The sequence below is a fragment of the Pantoea sp. At-9b genome (assembly GCF_000175935.2).
GTDB lineage: Bacteria > Pseudomonadota > Gammaproteobacteria > Enterobacterales > Enterobacteriaceae > Pantoea.
On sequence record NC_014837.1, the window covers coordinates 618,224 to 640,140 of the forward strand.

At 55.3% G+C, this 21,917-nt stretch carries 18 protein-coding genes and 1 tRNA gene; 9 read left to right on the forward strand and 10 right to left on the reverse strand.

Features of this window, described 5'->3' with window-relative positions:
- The first annotated feature begins 163 nt into the window (after positions 1 to 163).
- Positions 164 to 583, forward strand: coding sequence for a ribonuclease E inhibitor RraB (gene rraB, locus PAT9B_RS02725; protein WP_013507725.1), 420 nt, complete (start codon positions 164 to 166; stop codon positions 581 to 583).
- Positions 584 to 640: 57 nt separating this feature from the next.
- Entirely contained in the window at positions 641 to 1,402 is a 762-nt protein-coding gene (locus PAT9B_RS02730) for a tRNA-(ms[2]io[6]A)-hydroxylase (protein WP_013507726.1), read from the forward strand.
- A gap of 115 nt (positions 1,403 to 1,517) precedes the next feature.
- On the opposite strand, the gene PAT9B_RS02735 is transcribed toward PAT9B_RS02730, so the two are convergent.
- From PAT9B_RS02735 to pepA, 4 genes are all read right to left on the reverse strand, one after another.
- Positions 1,518 to 2,021 carry a GNAT family N-acetyltransferase gene (locus tag PAT9B_RS02735; RefSeq protein WP_013507727.1) on the reverse strand — a complete coding sequence of 168 codons (504 nt, stop codon included), beginning with the start codon at positions 2,019 to 2,021 and terminating at the stop codon, positions 1,518 to 1,520.
- 68 nt (positions 2,022 to 2,089) lie between these two features.
- On the reverse strand, positions 2,090 to 4,945 hold the full coding sequence (locus PAT9B_RS02740) for a valine--tRNA ligase (protein WP_013507728.1): 2,856 nt from the start codon (positions 4,943 to 4,945) through the stop codon (positions 2,090 to 2,092).
- Positions 4,946 to 4,950: 5 nt separating this feature from the next.
- A complete protein-coding gene (locus PAT9B_RS02745) occupies positions 4,951 to 5,409 on the reverse strand; it encodes a DNA polymerase III subunit chi (protein WP_013507729.1) in 459 nt (152 codons plus the stop codon).
- A gap of 68 nt (positions 5,410 to 5,477) precedes the next feature.
- Positions 5,478 to 6,989 (reverse strand): leucyl aminopeptidase, encoded by a 1,512-nt coding sequence (gene pepA, locus PAT9B_RS02750; RefSeq protein WP_013507730.1) that lies wholly within the window; start codon positions 6,987 to 6,989, stop codon positions 5,478 to 5,480.
- 269 nt (positions 6,990 to 7,258) lie between these two features.
- Between pepA and lptF the strand changes: the two genes are divergently transcribed.
- Positions 7,259 to 8,359: an LPS export ABC transporter permease LptF gene (lptF, locus tag PAT9B_RS02755; protein ID WP_041525891.1), complete on the forward strand. Its 1,101-nt coding sequence runs from the start codon at positions 7,259 to 7,261 to the stop codon at positions 8,357 to 8,359.
- Positions 8,359 to 9,435: an LPS export ABC transporter permease LptG gene (lptG, locus tag PAT9B_RS02760; RefSeq protein WP_013507732.1), complete on the forward strand. Its 1,077-nt coding sequence runs from the start codon at positions 8,359 to 8,361 to the stop codon at positions 9,433 to 9,435. Before lptF ends, lptG begins: the two co-directional genes overlap by 1 nt.
- 34 nt (positions 9,436 to 9,469) lie before the next feature.
- Here the strand turns inward: lptG and PAT9B_RS02765 are convergent, their stop codons facing one another.
- From PAT9B_RS02765 to PAT9B_RS02775, 3 genes are all read right to left on the reverse strand, one after another.
- On the reverse strand, positions 9,470 to 10,756 hold the full coding sequence (locus PAT9B_RS02765) for a DUF445 domain-containing protein (protein WP_013507733.1): 1,287 nt from the start codon (positions 10,754 to 10,756) through the stop codon (positions 9,470 to 9,472).
- 10 nt (positions 10,757 to 10,766) lie between these two features.
- Positions 10,767 to 12,269 (reverse strand): helicase HerA-like C-terminal domain-containing protein, encoded by a 1,503-nt coding sequence (locus tag PAT9B_RS02770; protein WP_013507734.1) that lies wholly within the window; start codon positions 12,267 to 12,269, stop codon positions 10,767 to 10,769.
- Between the two features lie 134 nt (positions 12,270 to 12,403).
- The gene (locus PAT9B_RS02775) at positions 12,404 to 13,975 is read right to left on the reverse strand and encodes an ABC transporter substrate-binding protein (protein ID WP_013507735.1); all 1,572 of its coding nucleotides are present in this window, start codon (positions 13,973 to 13,975) and stop codon (positions 12,404 to 12,406) included.
- A 532-nt stretch (positions 13,976 to 14,507) separates the two neighbouring features.
- On the opposite strand from PAT9B_RS02775, the gene PAT9B_RS02780 reads away from it, so the two are divergent.
- Genes PAT9B_RS02780 through PAT9B_RS02790 form a run of 3 tightly spaced genes read left to right on the forward strand, consistent with a single transcriptional unit; the run spans position 14,508 to position 18,300 of the window.
- A complete protein-coding gene (locus PAT9B_RS02780; RefSeq protein ID WP_013507736.1) occupies positions 14,508 to 15,239 on the forward strand; it encodes a gluconate 2-dehydrogenase subunit 3 family protein in 732 nt (243 codons plus the stop codon).
- Positions 15,240 to 15,275: 36 nt separating this feature from the next.
- On the forward strand, positions 15,276 to 17,045 hold the full coding sequence (locus tag PAT9B_RS02785) for a GMC family oxidoreductase (protein WP_013507737.1): 1,770 nt from the start codon (positions 15,276 to 15,278) through the stop codon (positions 17,043 to 17,045).
- Between the two features lie 4 nt (positions 17,046 to 17,049).
- The gene (locus PAT9B_RS02790; protein WP_013507738.1) at positions 17,050 to 18,300 is read left to right on the forward strand and encodes a cytochrome c; all 1,251 of its coding nucleotides are present in this window, start codon (positions 17,050 to 17,052) and stop codon (positions 18,298 to 18,300) included.
- Positions 18,301 to 18,338: 38 nt separating this feature from the next.
- Here the strand turns inward: PAT9B_RS02790 and PAT9B_RS02795 are convergent, their stop codons facing one another.
- The 3 genes from PAT9B_RS02795 to PAT9B_RS02805 all read right to left on the reverse strand — a co-directional run bounded on the left by PAT9B_RS02795 (position 18,339) and on the right by PAT9B_RS02805 (position 20,430).
- Positions 18,339 to 19,016, reverse strand: coding sequence for a MarC family NAAT transporter (locus PAT9B_RS02795; RefSeq protein ID WP_013507739.1), 678 nt, complete (start codon positions 19,014 to 19,016; stop codon positions 18,339 to 18,341).
- Between the two features lie 95 nt (positions 19,017 to 19,111).
- Positions 19,112 to 19,747: a hypothetical protein gene (locus PAT9B_RS02800; protein WP_013507740.1), complete on the reverse strand. Its 636-nt coding sequence runs from the start codon at positions 19,745 to 19,747 to the stop codon at positions 19,112 to 19,114.
- Between the two features lie 176 nt (positions 19,748 to 19,923).
- A complete protein-coding gene (locus tag PAT9B_RS02805) occupies positions 19,924 to 20,430 on the reverse strand; it encodes a DUF2501 domain-containing protein (RefSeq protein WP_013507741.1) in 507 nt (168 codons plus the stop codon).
- Between the two features lie 246 nt (positions 20,431 to 20,676).
- On the opposite strand from PAT9B_RS02805, the gene PAT9B_RS02810 reads away from it, so the two are divergent.
- Positions 20,677 to 20,761: transfer RNA gene (locus tag PAT9B_RS02810), tRNA-Leu, on the forward strand.
- Between the two features lie 139 nt (positions 20,762 to 20,900).
- Positions 20,901 to 21,857, forward strand: coding sequence for a nickel/cobalt transporter (locus tag PAT9B_RS02815; RefSeq protein WP_013507742.1), 957 nt, complete (start codon positions 20,901 to 20,903; stop codon positions 21,855 to 21,857).
- Positions 21,858 to 21,917: the final 60 nt, after the last annotated feature.

Below are 21,917 nucleotides of genomic sequence, written 5' to 3' on the forward strand. Positions count from 1 at the left end.
CAGCGCTCCATGTGGGCATCATAAATGAATTAAAATTCAATCTAACCGTATGAATATGCATTTTCAACCCCGGCGTTAAGAAACTTTCTGTTTTGAGTAGTGGCGCGCGAGGCAGTGTGGGAAAATAATTGCATTCATTGCCGAACATTTTGAGGACATCCCTATGGCATACGAAGCATTGCTGGAAGAACAACGCGAAGAGACGCGGTTGATCATTGATGAGTTACTGGAAGATGGCAGCGATCCGGATGCGCTGTACACCATTGAGCATCATCTCTCCTGCAACAATTTTGACTCGCTGGAAAAAGCGGCGGTGGATGCCTTCAAGCTGGGCTATGAAGTCACCGAACCGGAAGAGTTGGAACTGGAAGATGGCAGCACGGTGATGTGTGTCGATATCCTGAGCGAAGCCGCGCTGAAACCCGAGCTGATTGATGCTCAGGTGGAGCAACTGGTCAATCTGGCGGGTAAATACAACGTTGATTACGACGGCTGGGGCACCTACTTCGAAGACCCGGACGCGGAAGACGAAGATGACGACGGCGACTTCATCGATGATGAAGACGACGGTGTGCGTCACTAAGCATGAACGGGCGGCCATGTTGCTGCCCGTATTTTTTTCCCGCAGATAAAGACATTCATGAATTACGCCCCGCTATTAGCACCTATCCATCAGTTTCTGCATTGCCGGACACCACAGGCGTGGATCGATGAGGCGCGCAAGCCAGAAAACCTGACGCTGCTGCTGACCGATCATATGGTTTGTGAGTTGAAAGCGGCGCAAACCGCCGTCTGGCTGATTCGTAAATATGTGGCCGATAAGCCGAGTGGGGATGCCATCCTCGCGTGGTTGCAACCCTATGAAGATTTTATTTTTGGTGAAGATCATGACAGCAACTTCATCAACGCCCATAAAAATCTGACCAAAAGCATCATCGTGCGTAACGAACTGCCGTGGGCGGATGAGCTGGTGGAAAAGATGGTGCTGCTGATAAAAGAAGAGCTGCATCATTTTTATCAGGTTTGGGAAATCATGCAGGCACGCGGCCTGCCGTATCGCAAAATCACCGCCAGCCGTTACGCCAAAGGGCTGCTGCGTGAGGTCACCACCCATGAGCCGGATACGCTGGTGGATAAGCTGATTTGCGGTGCTTACATCGAAGCGCGTTCCTGTGAACGTTTTGCCAGCCTGGCACCGTATCTGGATGAGCAACTGGAGAAGTTTTACATCTCGCTGCTGCGTTCAGAAGCACGCCATTATCAGGATTACCTGACGCTGGCGGCACAGATTTCACCGAAGGACATTGCGCCACGCGTGCGGGCGATTGGTGAGGCAGAAGGGCGCTTAATCAGCGAGCCGGATAGCGAGTTGCGCTTTCACAGTGGCGTGCCGGTGTTTTAATGGAGTGCGCGCTGTTGCCCTCACCCTAACCCTCTCCCGCAAGCGGGAGAGGGAAATTACAGGGTGCGCGCTGTTGCCCTCACCCTAACCCTCTCCCGCAAGCGGGGGAGGGAAATTATAAGGTACGCAGCATGCGCACTTCACAATCCACATGCCCGGTGCAGCCCATCGCGGTATCAATCAGCGTGAAGCCCAGCGACTCATACAGCTTAATGGCGCGGGTCAGGCTGGCAGTGGTTTCCAGATAACAACGGCGGAAACCCTGCTGGCGCGCATACTCCATCGCGCGGAGTGCCAGATCACGTGCCAGGCCGAAGCCGCGTGCTTCTGGCAGAAAGTACATCTTCTGCAATTCACAAATATCGGGTGCACTGCACGCCAGAGGCGCGACGCCGCCACCGCCCAGCACGTTGCCCTGATGCTCGACAATCCAGTAGGCGCTGTTCGCCTCGCTGTACAATTCAAACAGTCGGTCCAGATTGGGATCGGACACGGTATAGCCTTTGTCAGCAGTCAGACCGAATTCGGCAGAAACATCACGAATTACCCGAGCAATCAGCGGATTATCGGCTGCGGTAATTGGACGAACCTGAAGATTCAGCGGGGTGACAGTGGTCATGAGCATCTCATCCGATAGAAAAAAGCCGGGCAGTGCCCGGCTTCGGTTAAGCAGTTGGCCTGAAACGATTACAATGCCGCAATCACGCCCTGCTGTTCAATCAGTTTTGCTTTTGATTGTTCCAGTTCCGCTGCACGCTCGCGCTCTTTCGCTACTACCGCTTCCGGTGCGCGGGCAACAAAGCCTTCGTTCGCCAGCTTAGTCTGGATCTTCTCGATCTCGACATCCAGCTTGGTCAGCTCTTTCGCCAGACGGTCCAGCTCCGCTTCCTTGTTCACCAGGTCCGCCATCGGGATCAGCAGTTCAGCACCTTCAACGATCTTGGTCACCGATACCGGGCCTTTCACGCCCGCAGGCAGAATGGTCAGGCTTTCCAGGCGAGCCAGACGCGACAGGAAGTTGCGGTTCTCTTCCACGCGACGCAGTGCCGCAGGGGAACAATCGCGCAGCAGGACATCCAGCGGCTTGCTCAGGGCGATGTTCATCTCGGCGCGGATATTACGTACCGCGACAATCGCCTGCTTCATCCACTCGATATCCGCTTTCGCTTCCGCATCTTCTTTCGCCGCATCGTACTGCGGGAACGGTTGCAGCATGATGGTGTCGTCACTGATATTTTTCAGTACTTTGACACGCTGCCAGATGGTCTCGGTGATAAACGGAATGATCGGGTGCGCCAGACGCAGCAGCGCTTCCAGCACCGTCACCAGCGTATTACGCGTGCCGCGCAGCTCCGCTTCGCTGCCGTTGTTCATCACCGGCTTGGTCAGCTCCAGATACCAGTCGCAGAACTGGTTCCAGGTGAAGTCGTACAGCAGGTTCGCGGCGATATCGAAACGATAGCTATCCAGCGCTTCACGGTAGGCTTTCACCGTGCTGTTGAACTCGGTGAGGATCCAGCGATCCGCCAGCGACAGCTTCATTTCGCCGCCGTTCTGGCCGCAATCCTGATCTTCGGTGTTCATCAGCACAAAGCGGCTGGCGTTCCACAGCTTGTTACAGAAGTTGCGGTAGCCTTCAAGGCGCTTCATGTCCCAGTTGATGTCACGGCCGGTTGAAGCCAGCGCCGCGAGGGTAAAGCGCAGCGCATCGGTGCCTGATGGTAAGATGCCGTCCGGGAACTGCTTCTCGGTACGTTTGCGGATCTTATCAGCCAGTTGCGGCTGCATCATGTTACCGGTACGTTTTTCCAGCAGGTCTTCCAGCGAAATGCCGTCCACCATATCCAGCGGATCGATGACGTTGCCTTTCGACTTGGACATTTTCTGCCCTTCTTCGTCACGGATCAGACCGGTGATATACACGGTCTTGAACGGCACCTGCGGCTTGCCGTCTTCATCTTTCATGAAGTGCATGGTCAGCATGATCATGCGGGCGATCCAGAAGAAGATGATGTCGAAGCCGCTCACCAGCACGCTGGTTGGGTGGAAGGTGCGCAGCGCTTCGGTGTTCTCCGGCCAGCCGAGGGTGGAGAAGGTCCACAGGCCAGAAGAGAACCAGGTATCCAGCACGTCTTCGTCCTGACGCAACGCCACGTCTGCGGCGAGGTTGTTTTCCTGACGCACTTCTTCTTCGGTGCGACCCACATACACGTTGCCGTGATTGTCGTACCACGCCGGGATACGGTGACCCCACCACAGCTGGCGGGAAATACACCAGTCCTGAATGTCACGCATCCAGGAGAAATACATGTTTTCGTACTGCTTCGGCACGAACTGGATGTCGCCGTTCTCTACCGCTTCGACCGCGACTTTCGCCAGCGGGGCAGTGCGCACGTACCACTGGTCGGTGAGCATCGGCTCAATCACCACACCACCACGGTCACCGTAAGGCACGGTCAGATCGTGCGGTTTGATCTCATCCAGCAGGCCGAGAGCGTCAACCGCAGCGACAATCGCTTTACGCGCAGCAAAACGCTCCATGTTCTGGAACTCTGCCGGGATGGCGTTGCTGTAGACGTCAGTCTCTTCGCCGTTGGTGTCCAGCACTTCAGCGGTGGTGCGAATGTCGCCGTCAAAGGTCAGGATATTGATCATCGGCAGCGCATGACGACGACCAACTTCGTAGTCGTTGAAGTCGTGCGCCGGGGTGATCTTCACGCAACCGGTGCCTTTTTCCATATCGGCGTGATCATCACCGACGATCGGAATGCGACGATTCACCAGCGGCAGAATCAGTTCTTTGCCGATCAGATCCTTGTAACGCGGATCTTCCGGGTTGACGGCCACACCGGTATCGCCCAGCAGGGTTTCCGGACGGGTGGTGGCGACCACGAGGTAATCTTTACCTTCAGCGGTTTTAGCGCCATCCGCCAGCGGATAACGGATGTGCCACATCGAACCTTTGGTTTCGCGGTTTTCAACTTCGAGGTCAGAAATCGCGGTACGCAGTTTCGGGTCCCAGTTTACCAGGCGCTTGCCACGGTAAATCAGGTTCTCTTTGTACAGGCGGACAAACACTTCTTTCACGGCATTGGAAAGCCCTTCATCCATGGTGAAGCGCTCACGCTCCCAGTCAACAGAGTTGCCGAGGCGACGCATCTGACGGGAGATATTGCCGCCAGATTCCGCTTTCCACTGCCAGATTTTGTCGATAAAGGCTTCGCGACCGTAATCCTGACGCGTTTTGCCTTCTTCAGCCGCAATTTTGCGCTCAACCACCATCTGAGTAGCGATACCCGCGTGGTCAGTACCGGCCTGCCACAGGGTGTTTTTGCCCTGCATGCGCTGGTAGCGAATCATGGTGTCCATGATGGTTTGCTGGAAGGCGTGACCCATATGCAAGCTGCCGGTAACGTTCGGCGGCGGGATCATGATGCAAAAGCTTTCCTGGCTGGTATCGCCATTCGGTTTAAAGTAGCCCTGCTGTTCCCAGTGCTCGTAGAGCGGCTGCTCGATATCTTGCGGGTTATATGTCTTTTCCATTTCTGCTATGTCGTTTGCGGCGGTGGTGGCGTCGCCGTATTCAATTGGAAGCCAACGCTGCGATACGCTTTATAGCGGTCACGCGCCAGCTGTTTCTGGGATTCTTCGTAAGGAACGAAGTCTATCACTTCATGGAAAGCAGTAGCAAAATCTGCGAACTGCGGCAGCAGGCTGATCAGCAAGTCACGCGGTGAACTGCCACGTCGTTGCGGCCAGGCCAGCTCGACCGGCGCGCCATAACGCGGGCCTTCACCGGCGAGGTTATGCGGCACAAAGGCGTTTGCCGGGCGCTGCCATAAGGCTTCATCCAGACGATTGGCCTGCTGTTCATCGGTACAGGCAATCAGGATGCGCTTGCCGTCACGCCAGCGTGCTTCGGCCAGATCGCACACCAACGCTTCGATGGCGCTCAGGCCGTCGCTGGCAGTATCGGACTCCATCACATAAAAGGTGGCGTTTTTCATGGCGAGCTAGATTCCATTAATGACATTGGGGCGCATTATGCGCCCCACAAGTAAGGTCAATCCAGCAATCAATCGTCGCCGTTCAGACCTGCGCGGTTCAGCAGGAACTGCGACAGTAGCGGAACCGGACGGCCGGTCGCGCCTTTGGCTTTTCCGGAACGCCAGGCGGTACCGGCGATATCCAGGTGCGCCCAGTTAAATTTGCGCGCGAAGCGAGCCAGGAAGCAGGCGGCGGTGATGGCACCGCCCGGACGGCCACCAATGTTTGCCATGTCGGCAAAATTGGATTCCAGCTGCTCCTGATATTCATCCGCCATGGGCAAACGCCAGGCGCGATCACCGGACTGCTCAGAGGCACTGATCAATTCGTGCGCCAGTGGATTGTGGTTCGACAGCAAACCGCTGACATGATGACCCAGCGCAATCACGCAGGCCCCGGTCAGGGTGGCGACATCAATCACCACTTCAGGATCGAAGCGTTCAACGTAGGTCAGGGCATCACACAGCACCAGGCGGCCTTCGGCATCGGTGTTCAGCACTTCGACGGTTTGGCCTGACATGGTGGTCAGCACGTCACCGGGGCGCATTGAACGGCCATCAGGCATGTTTTCACAACCTGCCAGCACGCCGACCACGTTGAGCGGCAGATTCAGCTCTGCCACCATGCGCATCACGCCGTATACCGACGCCGCACCGCACATGTCGTACTTCATCTCGTCCATCGCTTCCGCAGGTTTGATCGAGATACCGCCGGAGTCGAAGGTCAGCCCTTTACCCACCAGCACAATGGGACGCTCGTCCGGGTTGCCGCTGCCTTTGTATTCAATCACTGACATCAGCGACTCATTCTGCGAGCCAGCACCGACGGCGAGGTACGCATTCATACCCAGCTCTTTCATCTGCTGTTCACCAATGACACGGGTGGTGACATTTTTGCTGAACGCATCGGCCAACTGACGTGCCTGCGACGCCAGATACGCGGCGTTACAAATATTTGGCGGCATGTTGCTGAGATCTTTTGCCGCTTTCACACCGGAAGCGACGGCCAGGCCATGCTGAATTGCGCGCTCACCGCTGGTCAGTTCACGGCGCGTCGGCACGTTGAACACCAGCTTACGCAGCGGGCGGCGAGGCTCGACTTTGTTGCTTTTCAGCTGATCAAAGTTGTAGAGCGCCTCTTTGGAGGTCTCCACCGCCTGACGCACTTTCCAGTAGGTATTGCGGCCTTTGACATGCAGTTCAGTCAGGAAACATACCGCTTCCATTGAGCCGGTATCATTCAGCGTGTTGATGGTTTTCTGAATCACCTGCTTGTACTGGCGCTCATCCAACTCACGTTCTTTGCCGCAGCCAATCAGCAGGATGCGCTCGGAAAGGATGTTTGGCACATGGTGCAGCAGCAGTGTCTGGCCCACTTTACCCTCAAGCTCACCGCGGCGCAGCAGGGCGCTGATGTAGCCGTCGCTGATCTTATCGAGCTGTTCGGCAATCGGTGAAAGACGACGCGGTTCGAAAACGCCAACCACAATGCAGGCGCTGCGCTGTTTTTCCGGACTACCGCTTTTTACACTGAACTCCATGCACTCTCCTGAATCTTAAAGACAACGGCCTAAGCTGTCGTTAGAATGTAGCGCGCTCGTAACGCATTAAATTTGTTGCGACGCCATGACATTTAAACGCCGGCGGTCATAATGAGTTAGGGTGGCAATGTGTTGTTTTTTCACCACCCGGACGCGTTTGTCATACTATTTTAGCTGCGATGACGGCCATTGATGAAGAAAAATGGCTGATAAGCGTTGAAACTAGCGATTTTCCTGCAAAAAGACAAGTTATCACAGGCGTACTAAGCGTGATCATCATTAGATATCTGGTTCGGGAAACGCTCAAAAGCCAGCTGGCTATCCTGTTCATCCTGCTACTGATCTTCTTTTGTCAGAAGTTAGTGAGGATCCTGGGTGCTGCGGTGGATGGCGAGATACCGACAAACCTGGTTCTGACATTGTTAGGACTTGGCGTGCCTGAAATGGCACAACTTATCCTGCCCCTAAGCCTGTTTCTGGCGATTTTAATGACCCTTGGGCGGCTGTACACCGAAAGTGAAATCACGGTGATGCATGCCTGTGGCCTGGGGAAAAGCGTATTGGTCAAATCCGCGATGATCCTGATGCTGCTCACCTCGATTGTGGCGGCGATCAACGTGATCTGGCTGGGTCCCTGGTCCTCACGTTATCAGGATGAAGTGACGCAAAATGCCAAAGCTAACCCTGGCGCGGCGGCGCTGGCGGCGGGGCAGTTCCAGACCTCCAGCGATGGCAACGCGGTATTGTTCGTTGAGGACGTGCGGGGTAACACCTTCGGCAACGTCTTCCTCGCGCAGCTGCGTCCTAAGGGGAATGCGCGCCCATCCGTGGTGTTAGCGGACAGCGGGCATATGGAGCAACGCCCGGACGGCTCACAAATCGTGACGCTGGATAAAGGCACGCGCTTTGAAGGTACGGCGATGCTGCGTGATTTCCGTATCACCGACTTTGTGGATTACAAGGCGTTGATTGGCTACAAGCAGGCGGTGTTGGACCCTAACGATGCTGAGCAGGCGGATATGCGCTCGCTGTGGCAAAGCAACGATCCTACCTTCACTGCCGAGCTGAACTGGCGTCTGACGCTGGTGTTCTCGGTGTTGATTATGGCGCTGATGGTGGTGCCGCTCAGCGTGGTGAACCCGCGCCAGGGCCGCGTCCTGTCGATGCTACCGGCGATGTTGCTGTACCTGATTTTCTTCCTGCTGCAAAGTTCGCTGAAATCGAACTCGGCGAAGGGGAAATTCGATCCCACCCTCTGGATGTGGGTAGTTAACTTCGCGTATCTGGCGCTGGCCGTCGGCCTGAACCTGTGGGATACGGTGCCAATGCGCCGCATCCGCGCCCGTTTTAGCCGTGGAGGGTCAGTGTGATGTTTAAGGTACTTGACCGTTATATCGGCAAAACCATCTTCAACACCATCATGATGACGTTGTTCATGTTGGTGTCGCTGTCGGGCATTATCAAGTTTGTTGATCAGCTGCGTAAAACCGGGCAGGGCGCATATACCGCACTGGATGCGGGTTACTACACCCTGCTCAGCGTGCCGAAGGACATCGAGATCTTCTTCCCGATGGCGGCGCTGTTAGGGGCGTTGTTGGGCCTCGGTAACCTCGCTCAACGCAGCGAGCTGGTGGTGATGCAGGCATCCGGCTTTACCCGTATGCAGGTGGCACTGGCGGTGATGAAAACCGCCATTCCGTTGGTGCTGCTGACCATGGCGATTGGTGAATTTGTTGCACCGCAGGGTGAGCAGATGGCGCGTAACTACCGTGCGCAGCAGCTGTATGGCGGCGCACTGGTGTCAACGCAGAATGGTTTGTGGGCGAAAGATGGCAACAGCTTCATCTATATCGAACGCATCAAGGGCGATAACCAGATAGATGGCGTCAGCATCTACAACTTCAGCGAGCAGCGTCGTCTGTTGAGCGTCCGTTATGCGGCGACGGCCACCTGGGATAATGCGAAGAAACTGTGGGTTCTGTCTCAGGTGGATGAGTCGGATCTGAAAGATGCGAAGCAGATTACCGGTTCACAAAGCCTGAGCGGGGAATGGAAGACCAACCTGACGCCAGACAAGTTGGGTGTCGTGGCGCTGGACCCGGATGCGTTGTCGATCCGTGGCCTTTATAACTACAGCAAATACCTCAAGCAGAGTGGACAAGAAGCGGGACGTTATCAGCTCAACATGTGGAGCAAAATCTTCCAGCCACTCTCGGTGGCGGTAATGATGCTGATGGCGCTGTCGTTTATCTTTGGTCCGCTGCGTAGCGTGTCGATGGGGGTACGTGTCGTCACCGGTATCAGCTTCGGCTTCCTGTTCTACGTGCTGGATCAGATTTTTGGTCCACTCAGCCTGGTGTACGGCATTCCACCGATTCTTGGTGCGGTGCTGCCCAGCGCGGCATTCTTCGCTATCAGCCTGTTTTTGATGTTAAAACGACGCTGATATGTGTTCCGTAGTGGCGCGATAAATCGCGCCACTACGGGATAACATTCAAATGCCCGATCAATGCGGGCAACTGCGACAACAAATACAACACCAGACCAATCGAACCGCCCACCAGCGTGCCGTTGATACGAATAAACTGTAAATCACGGCCAATATTCAGCTCAATCTGCTGCGACATTTCATGCGCATCCCAGCTTTTCACGGTGTCACTGATATGACGCGTCAAAAACTGTGCAAACTCCGGGGCGACACTGCGCGCGGCATCTTCCAGGTGTTGATTCATTGAGGTCCGCAACGCCGGGTCGGCGGCGAGGGTTTCACCCAGCCACAGCGCGGCCAGCCGCACGCGCTCCTGCACGCGTGAGTTGTCGCTGCGCAAATCCTCTTTCAACCAGCTGCGCAAATCCTGCCACAGCTCGCCAATATAGCGATTCAGCGACTCATCTTCCTTCAGCCAACTTTTGATCACTTCGGCGCGTTCCGCCATCTCCGGGTCGTTCTTCAGCTTCACAATCAGACGCTCCACCGCACGGTTAAAGCCGAGGCGAAACTCGTGTCCCTGATCGAGGGCCACATCGTCCAAAATCGCATCCACGGCGTTAGCCACCAGATCGGCACTGTGCTCGCCCAGCCACTCGGTGGGTAACACCTTGGCCTTGATCGGATGTTCGCGTTTCAGCCAGCGCACAATCTGCATGGCGATAAACTCCCGCGTGCTGGGCTTGTGCAGGATGCGCAACAGTTGCTGCACCGCCGCATCCAGCAGTTCCTGATGGCGGTTGTTTTTGGTCAGGCTTTCCAGCAGCAACGCGCCGGATTGAGTGAGATCGACCTTGTCGAGCGCGCGGTGCACGGCCCGGCGCAGAAACTGCTGAATGCGGGCATCGTCGGTGAGATCGAGAAAGCCGCGCATCACCTGCAACAAATGGCGGCCAATACGATCGGCATTGCCGGGCGCATTCAGCCACTGTGCCAGCATTTGTGAGGGATCGTGACGGCGGATCAGGGCCAGCAGCGAATCGGTATCGAGGAATTTTTCCTGCACAAAACGACCGAGGTTTTCGCCGATACGATCCTTATTACGCGGGATAATCGCGGTATGGCGTGAAATAAACGGCACGGGCACGCGCCGAAACAACGCCACCACGGCGAACCAATCGGCCAGCGCGCCGACCATCGCCGCTTCGGCAATCGCTTTTACCCCACTGACCCAGAAATTGGGCGGCAGAAACAGCGTGATGACAAAAATCGCGGCGGCAATCAGCAGCAGCGATAATGCCAGACGTTTGCTCCGTTTCAGTTGTTGATGTTTATCCATTGACTGCTCCTTAACGACGACGCCCTCCCATCAGGCTGCCCAGCACGCCGCGAATGATTTGATTGGTGACCTGTCGTGCGGCACTTTTCGCCATCGTCTGTACCACACCATCACGCTTGCCACCGCGCGGGCCGGTACTGCCAAACAGAATATCTTTCAGACCGCCGAGAATGCCATCATCCACCGCCACATTGTTGCCTTTTGCGGCGGGAGAATTGGCCTGGTCGGTCGCAACCTGTACCCCTTTTTGCAGCATCTCAAAGGCGGATTCACGGTCAATCTCGTTATCGTATTTTCCGTACAACGGCGAATGGTTAATCAGGCCATTACGTTCATCACCGCTGACCGGTCCCATGCGGGAACCCGGCGCAATCACCATGGCTCGTTCCACCATCGACGGGCTGCCTTTTTCATCAAGGAAGGAGATCAACGCTTCGCCGGTGCCCAGTGCCTGAATGGCCTCGACGGTATTAAACGCCGGATTGGCGCGCATGGTGTCGGCCGCCGTTTTCACCGCTTTCTGATCTTTGGGGGTAAACGCGCGCAACGCGTGCTGCACCCGGTTGCCGAGCTGGCCCAACACGCTGTCGGGGATATCGGCGGGATTTTGGGTGACAAAATACACGCCAACGCCTTTCGAGCGAATCAGGCGAATCACCTGCTCAACCTTTTCCAGCAGCACCGCAGGGGCGTCGTTAAACAGCAGATGGGCTTCATCAAAGAAGAACACCATTTTGGGCTTATCGAGATCGCCCGCTTCGGGCAATTGCTCATACAGTTCTGCCAACAGCCACAGCAGGCTGGTGGCGTAAAGTTTTGGTAGCTGATAGAGCTTCTCGGCGGAGAGGATGTTGATAAAACCTTTGCCCTGATCGTCGCAGCGCATCCAGTCGCGAATATCCAGCATCGGCTCACCAAAGAAATGCTCCGCACCCTGCTGCTCCAGCGTCAGCAGGCCACGCTGAATGGCCCCGACCGAGGCGCTATTGATGTTGCCGTATTGCGTCTGGAATTCTTTGGCGTGGTCGCCGATATATTGCGTCATGGCGCGCAGATCTTTGAAATCCAGCAGCAACAGGCCTTGATCGTCGGCAATGCGGAAGATGATTTGCAGCACGCCGCTCTGGATCTCATTCAGGTTGAGCAGGCGCGCCAGCAGCAGCGGGCCAACATCGGAGACGGTGGCGCGCACCGGATGGCCTTGCTCGCCAAAGATATCCCATAACATCACCGGATTGGATTGTGGCTGCCAGTCGGTCACGCCAATCTTTGCCAACCGAGCCAGCAGTTTCTCCGAGCCGTCACCCGCAGCGGCGATGCCCGTCAGGTCGCCTTTCACATCGGCCATAAACACCGGCACGCCAAGGGAGGAGAAGGATTCCGCCAGTTTTTGCAACGTGACGGTTTTACCGGTGCCGGTTGCGCCGGTAATCAGGCCATGGCGGTTCGCCATGTTTGACAGCAGCTGAAGTTTTACTTCTGGAGTTTGGGCAATCAACAACGGGGTGGTCATGATTTATTCTCTCTCAGGCAAGCGGTGATGCCTGAAAGAATAGCAAAGGTGCACCTGGCGTAGCGGCGCGATTTGTCGCTCGTCTTTATCGTCTGCGAAAAGATGCGCGATAAATCGCGCCGCTACGGGACCGGTTATTTCTTTTGCACCGTATCGAAATATAACAGGCTCACACCAATCCCCTGTTGCACATGATCGATATTGTTACGGACCGCCACCTGCTGCGCGCCCTGGAGGGTGATGACAAACGGTGAGTTCTGCTGCACCGACTGCTGCAATGCGGTATAGAGCTGGCGACGTTTGGCCGCATCGCTTTCACCCGCAGCCGCGCGGGTTTTGGCGCTCAGGTCCGGAATCTCCCAGCCCACGCGCCATGCGAGGGTTTTCGAGCCGCCTGGCACGTTATACACAAAGGCACTGGCGTTGGTATTGGGATCGACATAGTCAGCACCCCAGTAAATAAAGATCGACTGGAAATCGCGCCCGCGCATTTTGCTCCACAGCTCTGACTCCGCCACCGGTTGCAGCTCAATCTGAATATCTGCTTTGGCAAAACTGGCCTGTAGCGCCTGGGCTACATCGATATACGGCGGCTGGTTGATCACCGTCAGTGAGAATCGGGTGCCGGGCTGGATACCGGCCTGGCGCAGGATCTGTTTGGCTTTCGCCACATCGTAGTGGAACGGCTGGTTTTCCAGCGCGCCGTCAAAGCCCTGCGGCAGGAAACTTTGATGGATTGCGTATTGGCCTTTTAACAGTTGATCAGCGATGGCGTGATAATCCACCAGCCAGCGGGCAGCCTGCCAGAAGGCCGGGTTGCCGAGCGCCGGTTGTGCTTTATTCTGCGTATTGAAGCCGAGGTAATACACCAGGCTGGAGGGAAAGGCATCGATGCGCAGATTTTTATCGCTTTTCAGGGCGTCGATCTGGTCCGGCCCCAGCTGGTAGGCAACATCGACATCACCCTGTTGAATCAACAGGCGGCGTGCGCCAGCATCGGCCACCCCTTTCAGCAGAATGCGTTGCAGATGCGGCTGAGGTTGTGCCTGGGGGTTGGCGGTCAACACCAATGCCTGCTGAGGGACATATTGTTGAATCACAAAAGCCGCGCTGCCGGCGGAATGGGTATGCAACCAGCCGTTGCCCAGATCCTGATGGGTGGCGTGCTGCTGCACTGTTTTGCTATCGACAATTGAAGCCACCGGCGCGGTCAGCAGACGCAGCGCCAGATCCTGACCAATCGCCGCAGGCCACTGAATTTCCACCTGGTGATCATTCAACACCTTAAATTGACTGGCGATATTGTCTGTTGTCCAGCCAAACTCCGCGAGGATAAACGACGGAGCCTTGTTGAGTTGTACTGCGCGGGTTAATGAGAACACCACATCCTGCGGCGTCACCGGATTACCGCTGGCAAAATGCGCGCCGGATTTCAGGGTGAAGACCAGGCTGTGCGCTGTGCTGCCCGGTTGCCATGACGTTGCCAGCAGTGGCGCAAGCTTTTGCGGCGTGTCACGGTCGGCTTCCACCAGCGTTTGGTACAGATTGCGTTGCACGCTGTTGCTGACGGTCTCAAAACTTTCTGCCGGGTCAAAGCTGATGATGCCGTCGAGTGGCACGGCAACCACTAACGTGTCTTTTGGCGTCGCCGCCTGTGACGCAAAGGCGCAACTGATTAGCGCCAGCAACAAAACTAATGATCGCATTATTGTTATCCTGAGTGATTGATTAACTGACTCTATCGCTGAGGCGCAATTGGCAAAATGCCGGTTTGTTCTGAGCTGTGCCGGAAATTAACAATCCATTTCGACGCTCAATCATTTCGCTTATTTTGTGCGCTGCCTGTCATTTTTCGGAAATAGATAGGGTGATTGTGTTTCTTTAAAGTAAATAAGATGTTATTAATGAGAATAATTCTCTTGTATGGAAGTGTGATTTATTTTTATCGATTAATTTACGGTATTATTGCGATACGTAAATTGTTTTGGTCATTTGCACAGTCGATTTGTACAAAAACCTGACATTTGTACGGTTAAAACGGAAATTCCCGCCTCGAAAGCCCTTTACCAGCCTGTAACCAAAATTCAACATGATGATGGTTTCTCATCAAAACACATTTGTAATTTAACTCTTACACTTTGAAATATTTGTATCCCTAAGATTGCCAGGTTGTTTACCGATGAATTAAGTCATTAACAAAAATAATTATCTTTCTTAGCAAGTGAGAGTCGTCAGGCCATGCTTCTACAAAAACCGACCACCAGACGTAAATTTCTGCTTGGGTCGCTTTTGGCTTTGCCATTAAGTGACCTGGTATTTAAGGGATTAACTGCGGCCCAGGCTGCGGAAATGGCAGCACCGGAACTTGCCGACTATAAACCGATCTTTTTCAGCAGCGATGAGTGGCAATTTATTCTTGCCGCCACCGACCGCCTGATCCCTGCCGGCGGCAATGGCAAGGCTCCGGGTGCGCTGGAAACGAACGTACCGATCTTTATCGACCAGCAGCTGCACAGCCCTGAGTTCGGTGACGAAATCTACATGCAGGGTCCGTTTGACGTGCATGCGCCTGCCACCATGGGGTATCAGATTCCGTTTACGCCGCAACAGCTGTACCACATCGGCATCAAGCTGGTGAATCAGTGGACGCAGAGCAACTACCAGAAAGCGTTCCACGAGCTGACGCTGGAAGAGAAAGACGCGGTTCTCACTAAAGTGAACAAAAATGACGGTATCGACTTCGCCGCACTGGGCGAGCCGAACCTGAAAGCCTCCCAGTTCTTCAGCCAACTGCTTGCAGATACCAAACATGGCTACCTCGCTGATCCGATGTACGGCGGCAACAAAGGCATGAAAGCCTGGATTGCCATCGGCTTCCCTGGCGCACGCGCCAGCTTCACCGAGTGGGTTAAACAGCACAACGTACCGTACCCGCTTGGCCCGGTGAGCATCATGGGTGAGCGCGCGTAATTGCGTTTCGCATCAGGTATTTGAGACAGGATTATCATGGCACAGATTACTAAAAAAGAAGTCGACGTCGTTGTCTGCGGCCTCGGCTGGGCAGGCTCGTTAATGAGCATTGAGCTGGCGCTGGCTGGCTTAGAAGTCCGCGCGCTGGAGCGCGGCGGTGAGCGCGACTACCCCGAGTTCGCCTACCCGAAACCGGCGGATGAATACGCTTACAACGTGCGTAACAAGGTATTCGCCACGCCGAAAGAAGTGGCGGTTACCGTGCGCTACAACATGGACCAAACGGCGCTGCCGACCCGTAAATGGGGCGCGTTCGCACCGGGCACGGGCGTGGGCGGCGCGGGTATGCACTGGACGGCGGTACTGATTCGTCCGACCCCAACTGATATTAAACTGAAAACCTACGTCGATCAGGCTTACAAACCGGGCATTTTGCAGGAAGACATGCGCGTGATGGACTTCCCGTTCACCTGGGAAGAGATCGAGCCGTATTACTACAAGTTTGAGCTGATTTGCGGCCAGTCTGGTAACACCGGTAACCTGCGCGGCCAGATCCTCGAAGGTGGCGACCCGTTTGAAGGTCCGCGTTCGGAACCTTATCCGCTGCCAGCGCTGGAAGATACGCTGAACAACGTGATGTTTAAAGCCGCAGCGACGAAGCTGGGTTACCATCCGTTCCCGAACCCGTCTGCCTGCGTCTCTCGTGCGTGGAAAAACCCGTATGGCAACACCATCGCGCCTTGTAACTACTGCGGTTATTGCTCGAAATATCCGTGCCTGAACTACTCCAAAGCCTCTCCGCAAACGGCGGTGATGGATGCGCTGAAGCGGATGCCGAACTTCTCTTATGAAGTGCATGCAGAAGTGGTGAAAGTGGTGCTGCACGATGACCAGAAGACCGCCAAAGGGGTGATTTACTACGACGTAGACGGCAACGAAGTGTTCCAGCCGGCGAAGATCGTGGTGCTCTCCAGCTTCCAGCTGTACAACGTGCGTCTGATGCTGCTGTCCGGCATTGGTAAGCCGTACAACCCGATCACCGAAGAAGGTGTGGTCGGTCGTAACTATGCGTTCCTGTCGAACGGCGGCGCGACCCTGTTCTTTAAAGACAAGAACTTCAACTCGTTCGCCACCGCAGGCGCAACCGGGCAAATGTTTAACGACATCTCTCCGGGCAACTTCGATGGTCCGGGCCTCGGCTTCCTTGGCGGTGCCAAGATCCACAGTTCCCAGGCGACCGGTACGCCAATTGCCACCTCGCTGCCGAAAGGGACGCCGAGTTGGGGGATGGGCTACAAGGAAGGTCTGGAGCAGTGGTACAACCATTCGATGAAGATCAGCATCACTACGACCTGCCAGTCGTATCGTGATATCTATCTGGATCTCGACCCGCACTACACCGACCACCGTGGCCTGCCGTTGCTGCGTATGACCTTCAACTGGAAAGAGAACGAGTTGAAGCTGCAACAGCATCTGAAAGGCATCGTGGGTAACATCGCCAAAGAGTTGAACCCGGATAGCATGAGCATGAGCTTCCTGCCAATGGGCGCTGACTTTGACCTGACCAAATACGTCTCCACCCATAACGTGGGCGGCGCGGTGATGGGGGATAACCCGAAAACCTCCGCGCTGAACAAGTACCTGCAAAGCTGGGACGTGCATAACGTGTTTGTACCGGGCGGTAACGCCTTCCCGCAGAACTTCCAGGCGAACCCGACCGATACTATCGGCGCGATCACCCTGATGGCGGCGCAGGCAATCAAAGAACACTATCTGAAAAACCCCGGTCCACTGGTACAGGCATAAGCACATGAAATTAAAATCATTGTTAATCGCTAATGCCGTGCTGCTGGGAAGCATTGCGGCGCAGGCGCACGCGGCAGATGACGCACAACTGATCAAAAAGGGTGAATACCTGTCGCGTCTCGGCGACTGTATGGCCTGCCACTCGGTTGCGGGTAAGCCGGACTATGCCGGTGGCCTGGCGATTGAGTCCAATCTGGGCACCATCTACTCCACCAATATCACGCCGGATAAAGAACACGGTATCGGTAACTATACCGAGCAGCAGTTCTCCGACGCGGTGCGTAAAGGTGTGCTGCCTGATGGCTCTCGCCTCTACCCGGCTATGCCGTATCCGGATTACGCCAAAATCAGCGATGAAGACATGCACGCGCTGTATGTCTACTTTATGCAGGGCGTGAAACCGAGTGCCGAGCAGCCGCCGGAAACCAAACTCAGCTTCCCGTTCAGCCAGCGCTGGGGCATGCGTTTCTGGAACTGGGCGTTCACCTCTGACAAGCCGTTCCAACCGATTGGCGGGGCATCTGCAGAGGTCAACCGTGGTGCGTACATCGTGGAAAGCCTTGGTCACTGCGGTAGCTGCCATACGCCACGTGGCCTGGGTATGAACGAGAAGGCGCTCGACAGCAGCGACAATCAGTTCCTTGCTGGTGGTAGCCTGAACAATTGGGACGTGCCGTCTCTGCGCGGCCTGCCGCGCTGGAGCGAGCAGGAGATCGTCGATTACCTGCAAACCGGTCGTAACGATAAAGCGGCGGTGGGCGGTGAGATGAAGTCGGTGATTGAGCACAGTAGCTCGCACATGACCGATGCCGATCTGAAAGCGATTGCTGCCTACCTGAAGTTCCTCGGGGGCAACCCGCCGCTGCAGGCGTATAACGTCCAGGCGCAGCAGGCGACGGAAGCGAAACTGACCGCAGGGAAAAATCTGTCGGAAGGTGAGCGTCTGTACCTCGACAACTGTGGCGCATGCCACTTTGTCACCGGTAAAGGCGCGCCGGGTGTGTTCCCGGAACTGGATCAGGCCACGATCGTCAACGCCAAAGATCCAACCGGGCTGATCCACACCATTCTGGAAGGTGCACAGCAGCCATCGACTGAAAAAACAGCCTCAACCTTGTTGATGCCTGGTTTTGCCAACCGTCTGAGCGATGATGAAGTGGCGCAACTGGCGACCTTTATTCGCCAGGGTTGGAGCAACAACGCTCCGGCAGTCACGAAAGATCAGGTTGCTGATGTGCGTAAGTCATTAAAATAATAGCAATCATGAAAGGAGCGCAGCAATGCGCTCCTTTTTCAATGGTAGGTATGAATCACTTCCAGCACGCCGTTGATAATAAACTGCACGCCCATACACACCAGCAAGAAGCCCATCAGGCGTGAAATCGCCTCAATACCGCCTTTCCCCACCAGTTTCATGATAGCGCCAGAACTGCGCAGCGAGATCCACAAAATCACCGCGACCAGCAAGAAGGTCAGCACCGGAGCGGTGGCGATGACCCATGCCGGGAAATCGACGCCACTTCGCACTGTGGATGCTGAGCTGATAATCATGGCAATGGTGCCCGGACCGGCAGTGCTGGGCATCGCCAGTGGGACAAACGCAATGTTCACCGTTTCACGTGGATTGTCGCTGGCGTCCAGTTCGTCCTGTTTATGCTCTGCTTCGACCGAATGACCGACCGGTTTCGCCGGGAAGAGCATGCGAAAACCGATAAACGCCACGATCAGGCCGCCCGCCATGCGCAAACCCGGGATAGAGATACCAAAGGTATGGAGCACCGCGCTACCGGCGTACCAGGCCACCATCATAATCAGGAAAACATACACCGAGGCCTGAAAAGCCTGACGATTGCGCTCACTGAAATTCATATCACCGGCGAGGCCAAGAAACAGGGCCACGGTGGTGAGGGGGTTGGCGAGGGGAAGAATGACCACCAGCCCGAGGCCGACGGCTTTAAACAAATCCAGCATGTCGATTCCTTCTGATTAAAACGCGCCGATGGGATATCGGCGCGCGGCACAGCTTAGGGAGGCCACGTGGGTAAATCTTGCTTAAAGATGTGTCATTAGTGTTTCGGGCGATCCAGTGCTTCGATCAATTCCGGGAAAAAGTCTTCCAGCAACTCGGGTGTCATCAGGTCAGGATAGTTGATGAGATGTTCGCGAATGCGTTCGTTCACGTCGGGGATCAGACGCAGCGCAGCGTCATGGGCGCTGATTTTTTTCTGTTTCATCAGACGCAGTACGTCATCTGGCAGGCTGTCTTCATCCTCGGCTTCTTCCACCGCTTCCAGCGCATCCAGCTCATCCAGCAGATCCATCAGTGCTTCAATCTGCGGTGTGCGTGACTGATATTCGGGTGGCATTTCGTTTTCCAGGTAACGCAGCAGAGCGCGTACCGGTGAACCATCGGGTGAAGACGGCGGTTCGCTGGCAAACCAACTCAGCAAATCATGTTGGCTTATCTGATGGACGTGATAGCCGTTATCCACCAGTTCATCCGCGAGGAGATCGGCGGTGTCATGCTCAATCAGGCAAATGTGCGTGCGATTGGGGGTAAACTGCTCCAGCCACTGATAAATTTCTTCAATCACGCTGTCATCGTAATTGAAATTCTGGCTGAGATAGCTGCCGTCCTGTTGATGTACGCAAATGCGAATCAGGTCGGGATCGAAGTAAATCGCAATGTTGATGCCTTTCATGCGCGCTGTCCTGTGAGATCGAAAATCCCACTATAGCGTTAATGATGATGCGGGGAAATCACCCCTCAAGGGAAGGGCGTGACGGGCAGCACGATGCCGGGAACGGGGAGAGGGGGCAACGCAGGACATTGAGCCAGGGGACAGCCTGTCTCACGGTCTTGCGCTGCCCAATACCCTTACATGCCGATGTATTTCTTACCTTGCTTCAGTACCACATCACAGGCTTTGGTCTTCAGCTTTTCGCCCATGGTGGAGTTGCTCAGGCTCTCCAGGTTCAGCTGCTGGCCGTTACCGGTGTTGAGCAAGCCTTGCAGACCCTGCTGGTAATCGGTTTTCTGCTCTTGTGCGGTGGTGCTGCTCAGGCCAAGTTTGCCCAGCACCTGATCTTTCACCGACTGCACGTTGTTTTTCACTACATTGTGTTCAACGCAGTACTGCATCACGCCTGCTGCATTGGTCATGCTGTTGGCGCTGACGGCTTTATCCCCACCATTCAGCAAGCCGGTGATTGAAGAAAGTGACATCCCTTCGCTCGACGTACCGCTGGTGCTGCTGTTCTGTTGACTCAACTGCGAAGCGGCGCTGCTCAGTTGATCCTGCCAGCTCGCTGCTGATGCGCTACCTGCAACCAGTAACGCAGCAATACCCCATCCCCAAATCACGCGTTGTGTTGTTTTAGTCATCTCAACCTCATTTCTCTTTATGGCTGACTGGTGTCAGTGTTGCTTAAGAAAGGGTAGACCTAAGAAAGTTCCGGGGGAAGGGGAGATTGGGAATGTTCTGGTTTTTGGCGGGATTTTGCGCGGAAAGATGCCGTCAGCCGCGGTGGTGATGATTTTTTCAACGCTTAGCGCACATCCCGATCGATTCCGGTTGCGCACCTTGTCGGTAACGGTATAATCCCCAACGTTTTCCGCATCCTCTTCAGTGCCGAAGTGGCGAAATCGGTAGACGCAGTTGATTCAAAATCAACCGTAGAAATACGTGCCGGTTCGAGTCCGGCCTTCGGCACCAACGATGCAATCAAGTCGCTCAAGGGCGGCTTTTTTTGTGCCTGAAATTCACTCCACCACCCAAAATGCCATAGCATTCCCCCCCAACACCCACTAGCATTCTTACCATAGACCCCTGTCCTCACCACCCAGGCCACCGCATGCTAACTCGCTCCCTCACCCGTGACTGGCGCATTCCCATCGCAGGACTCCTCATCCTGACGTTGCTGTTCATCGCCACCACGCTCTACACCCACTGGCCGGCATTCCTGCAATGGAGCCTCGCCACGCAAATCTCGTTGCACCGCAGGCTGGTGACCTACCTGTTGCAACTCAACAGCCACGACTATACCGGCGGGATATGGCTGCTGGGGGGCGCATTCATTTATGGCGTGCTGCATGCGATTGGGCCGGGGCATGGCAAATTTATCGTCACCACGTATCTCAGTACCAATAAAGAAAGCCAGCTGGCGGCGCGTGTGGTCCCTCTGCTGGGCAGTCTGATGCAGGGCATCAGCGCCATTCTGTTTGTCTATATTCTGGCCGTCGGTTTTAATCTGGCAGCGGGCGATCTCAGTACCAGCCGTTGGTATGTGGAAAAAATCAGCGCGCTGCTGATTGGTGCTTTTGGCGCGTTTGTTATCTGGCAGACGCTGCGCCAGCAACGGCCACGAAAATGGACCATCAGCGCAATAAAACCGCTGCATCAGCACCCGGAACAATGCGGCTGTGGGCATCACGGTGTCGGCGCGGATTTGACCCACGCAGACTGGAAAACCCGGGTCGGTGTGGTGCTGGCGATTGGCGCGCGGCCCTGTAGCGGTGCAATTATGATTCTGCTGTTTGCCAATACGTTGGGAATTGTCAGTTGGGGCATTGCCGCCGTGATGACCATGGCACTGGGGACCGCCATGTCGATTCTGGGGCTGTCGCTGGCGGTACGTTATGCCCGGAACCGCACCGTGACCTTCTTCAGTCGCGACAACGAAAACACCCGTTGGTTAATCCCGGTGGCAAGGATTGTGGGTGGTATGATTATCATCCTGTTTGCTGCCGTGTTGTTCCTCACCGTGATCCCGGTCAGTGCCAACGGGGATTATATCGCCGCCGGATGCTAGCCAAACTGCGCAAGATCCGTCAGGCCAAACGCCACTTCGCTCAGGCATAGTCAATGGCAA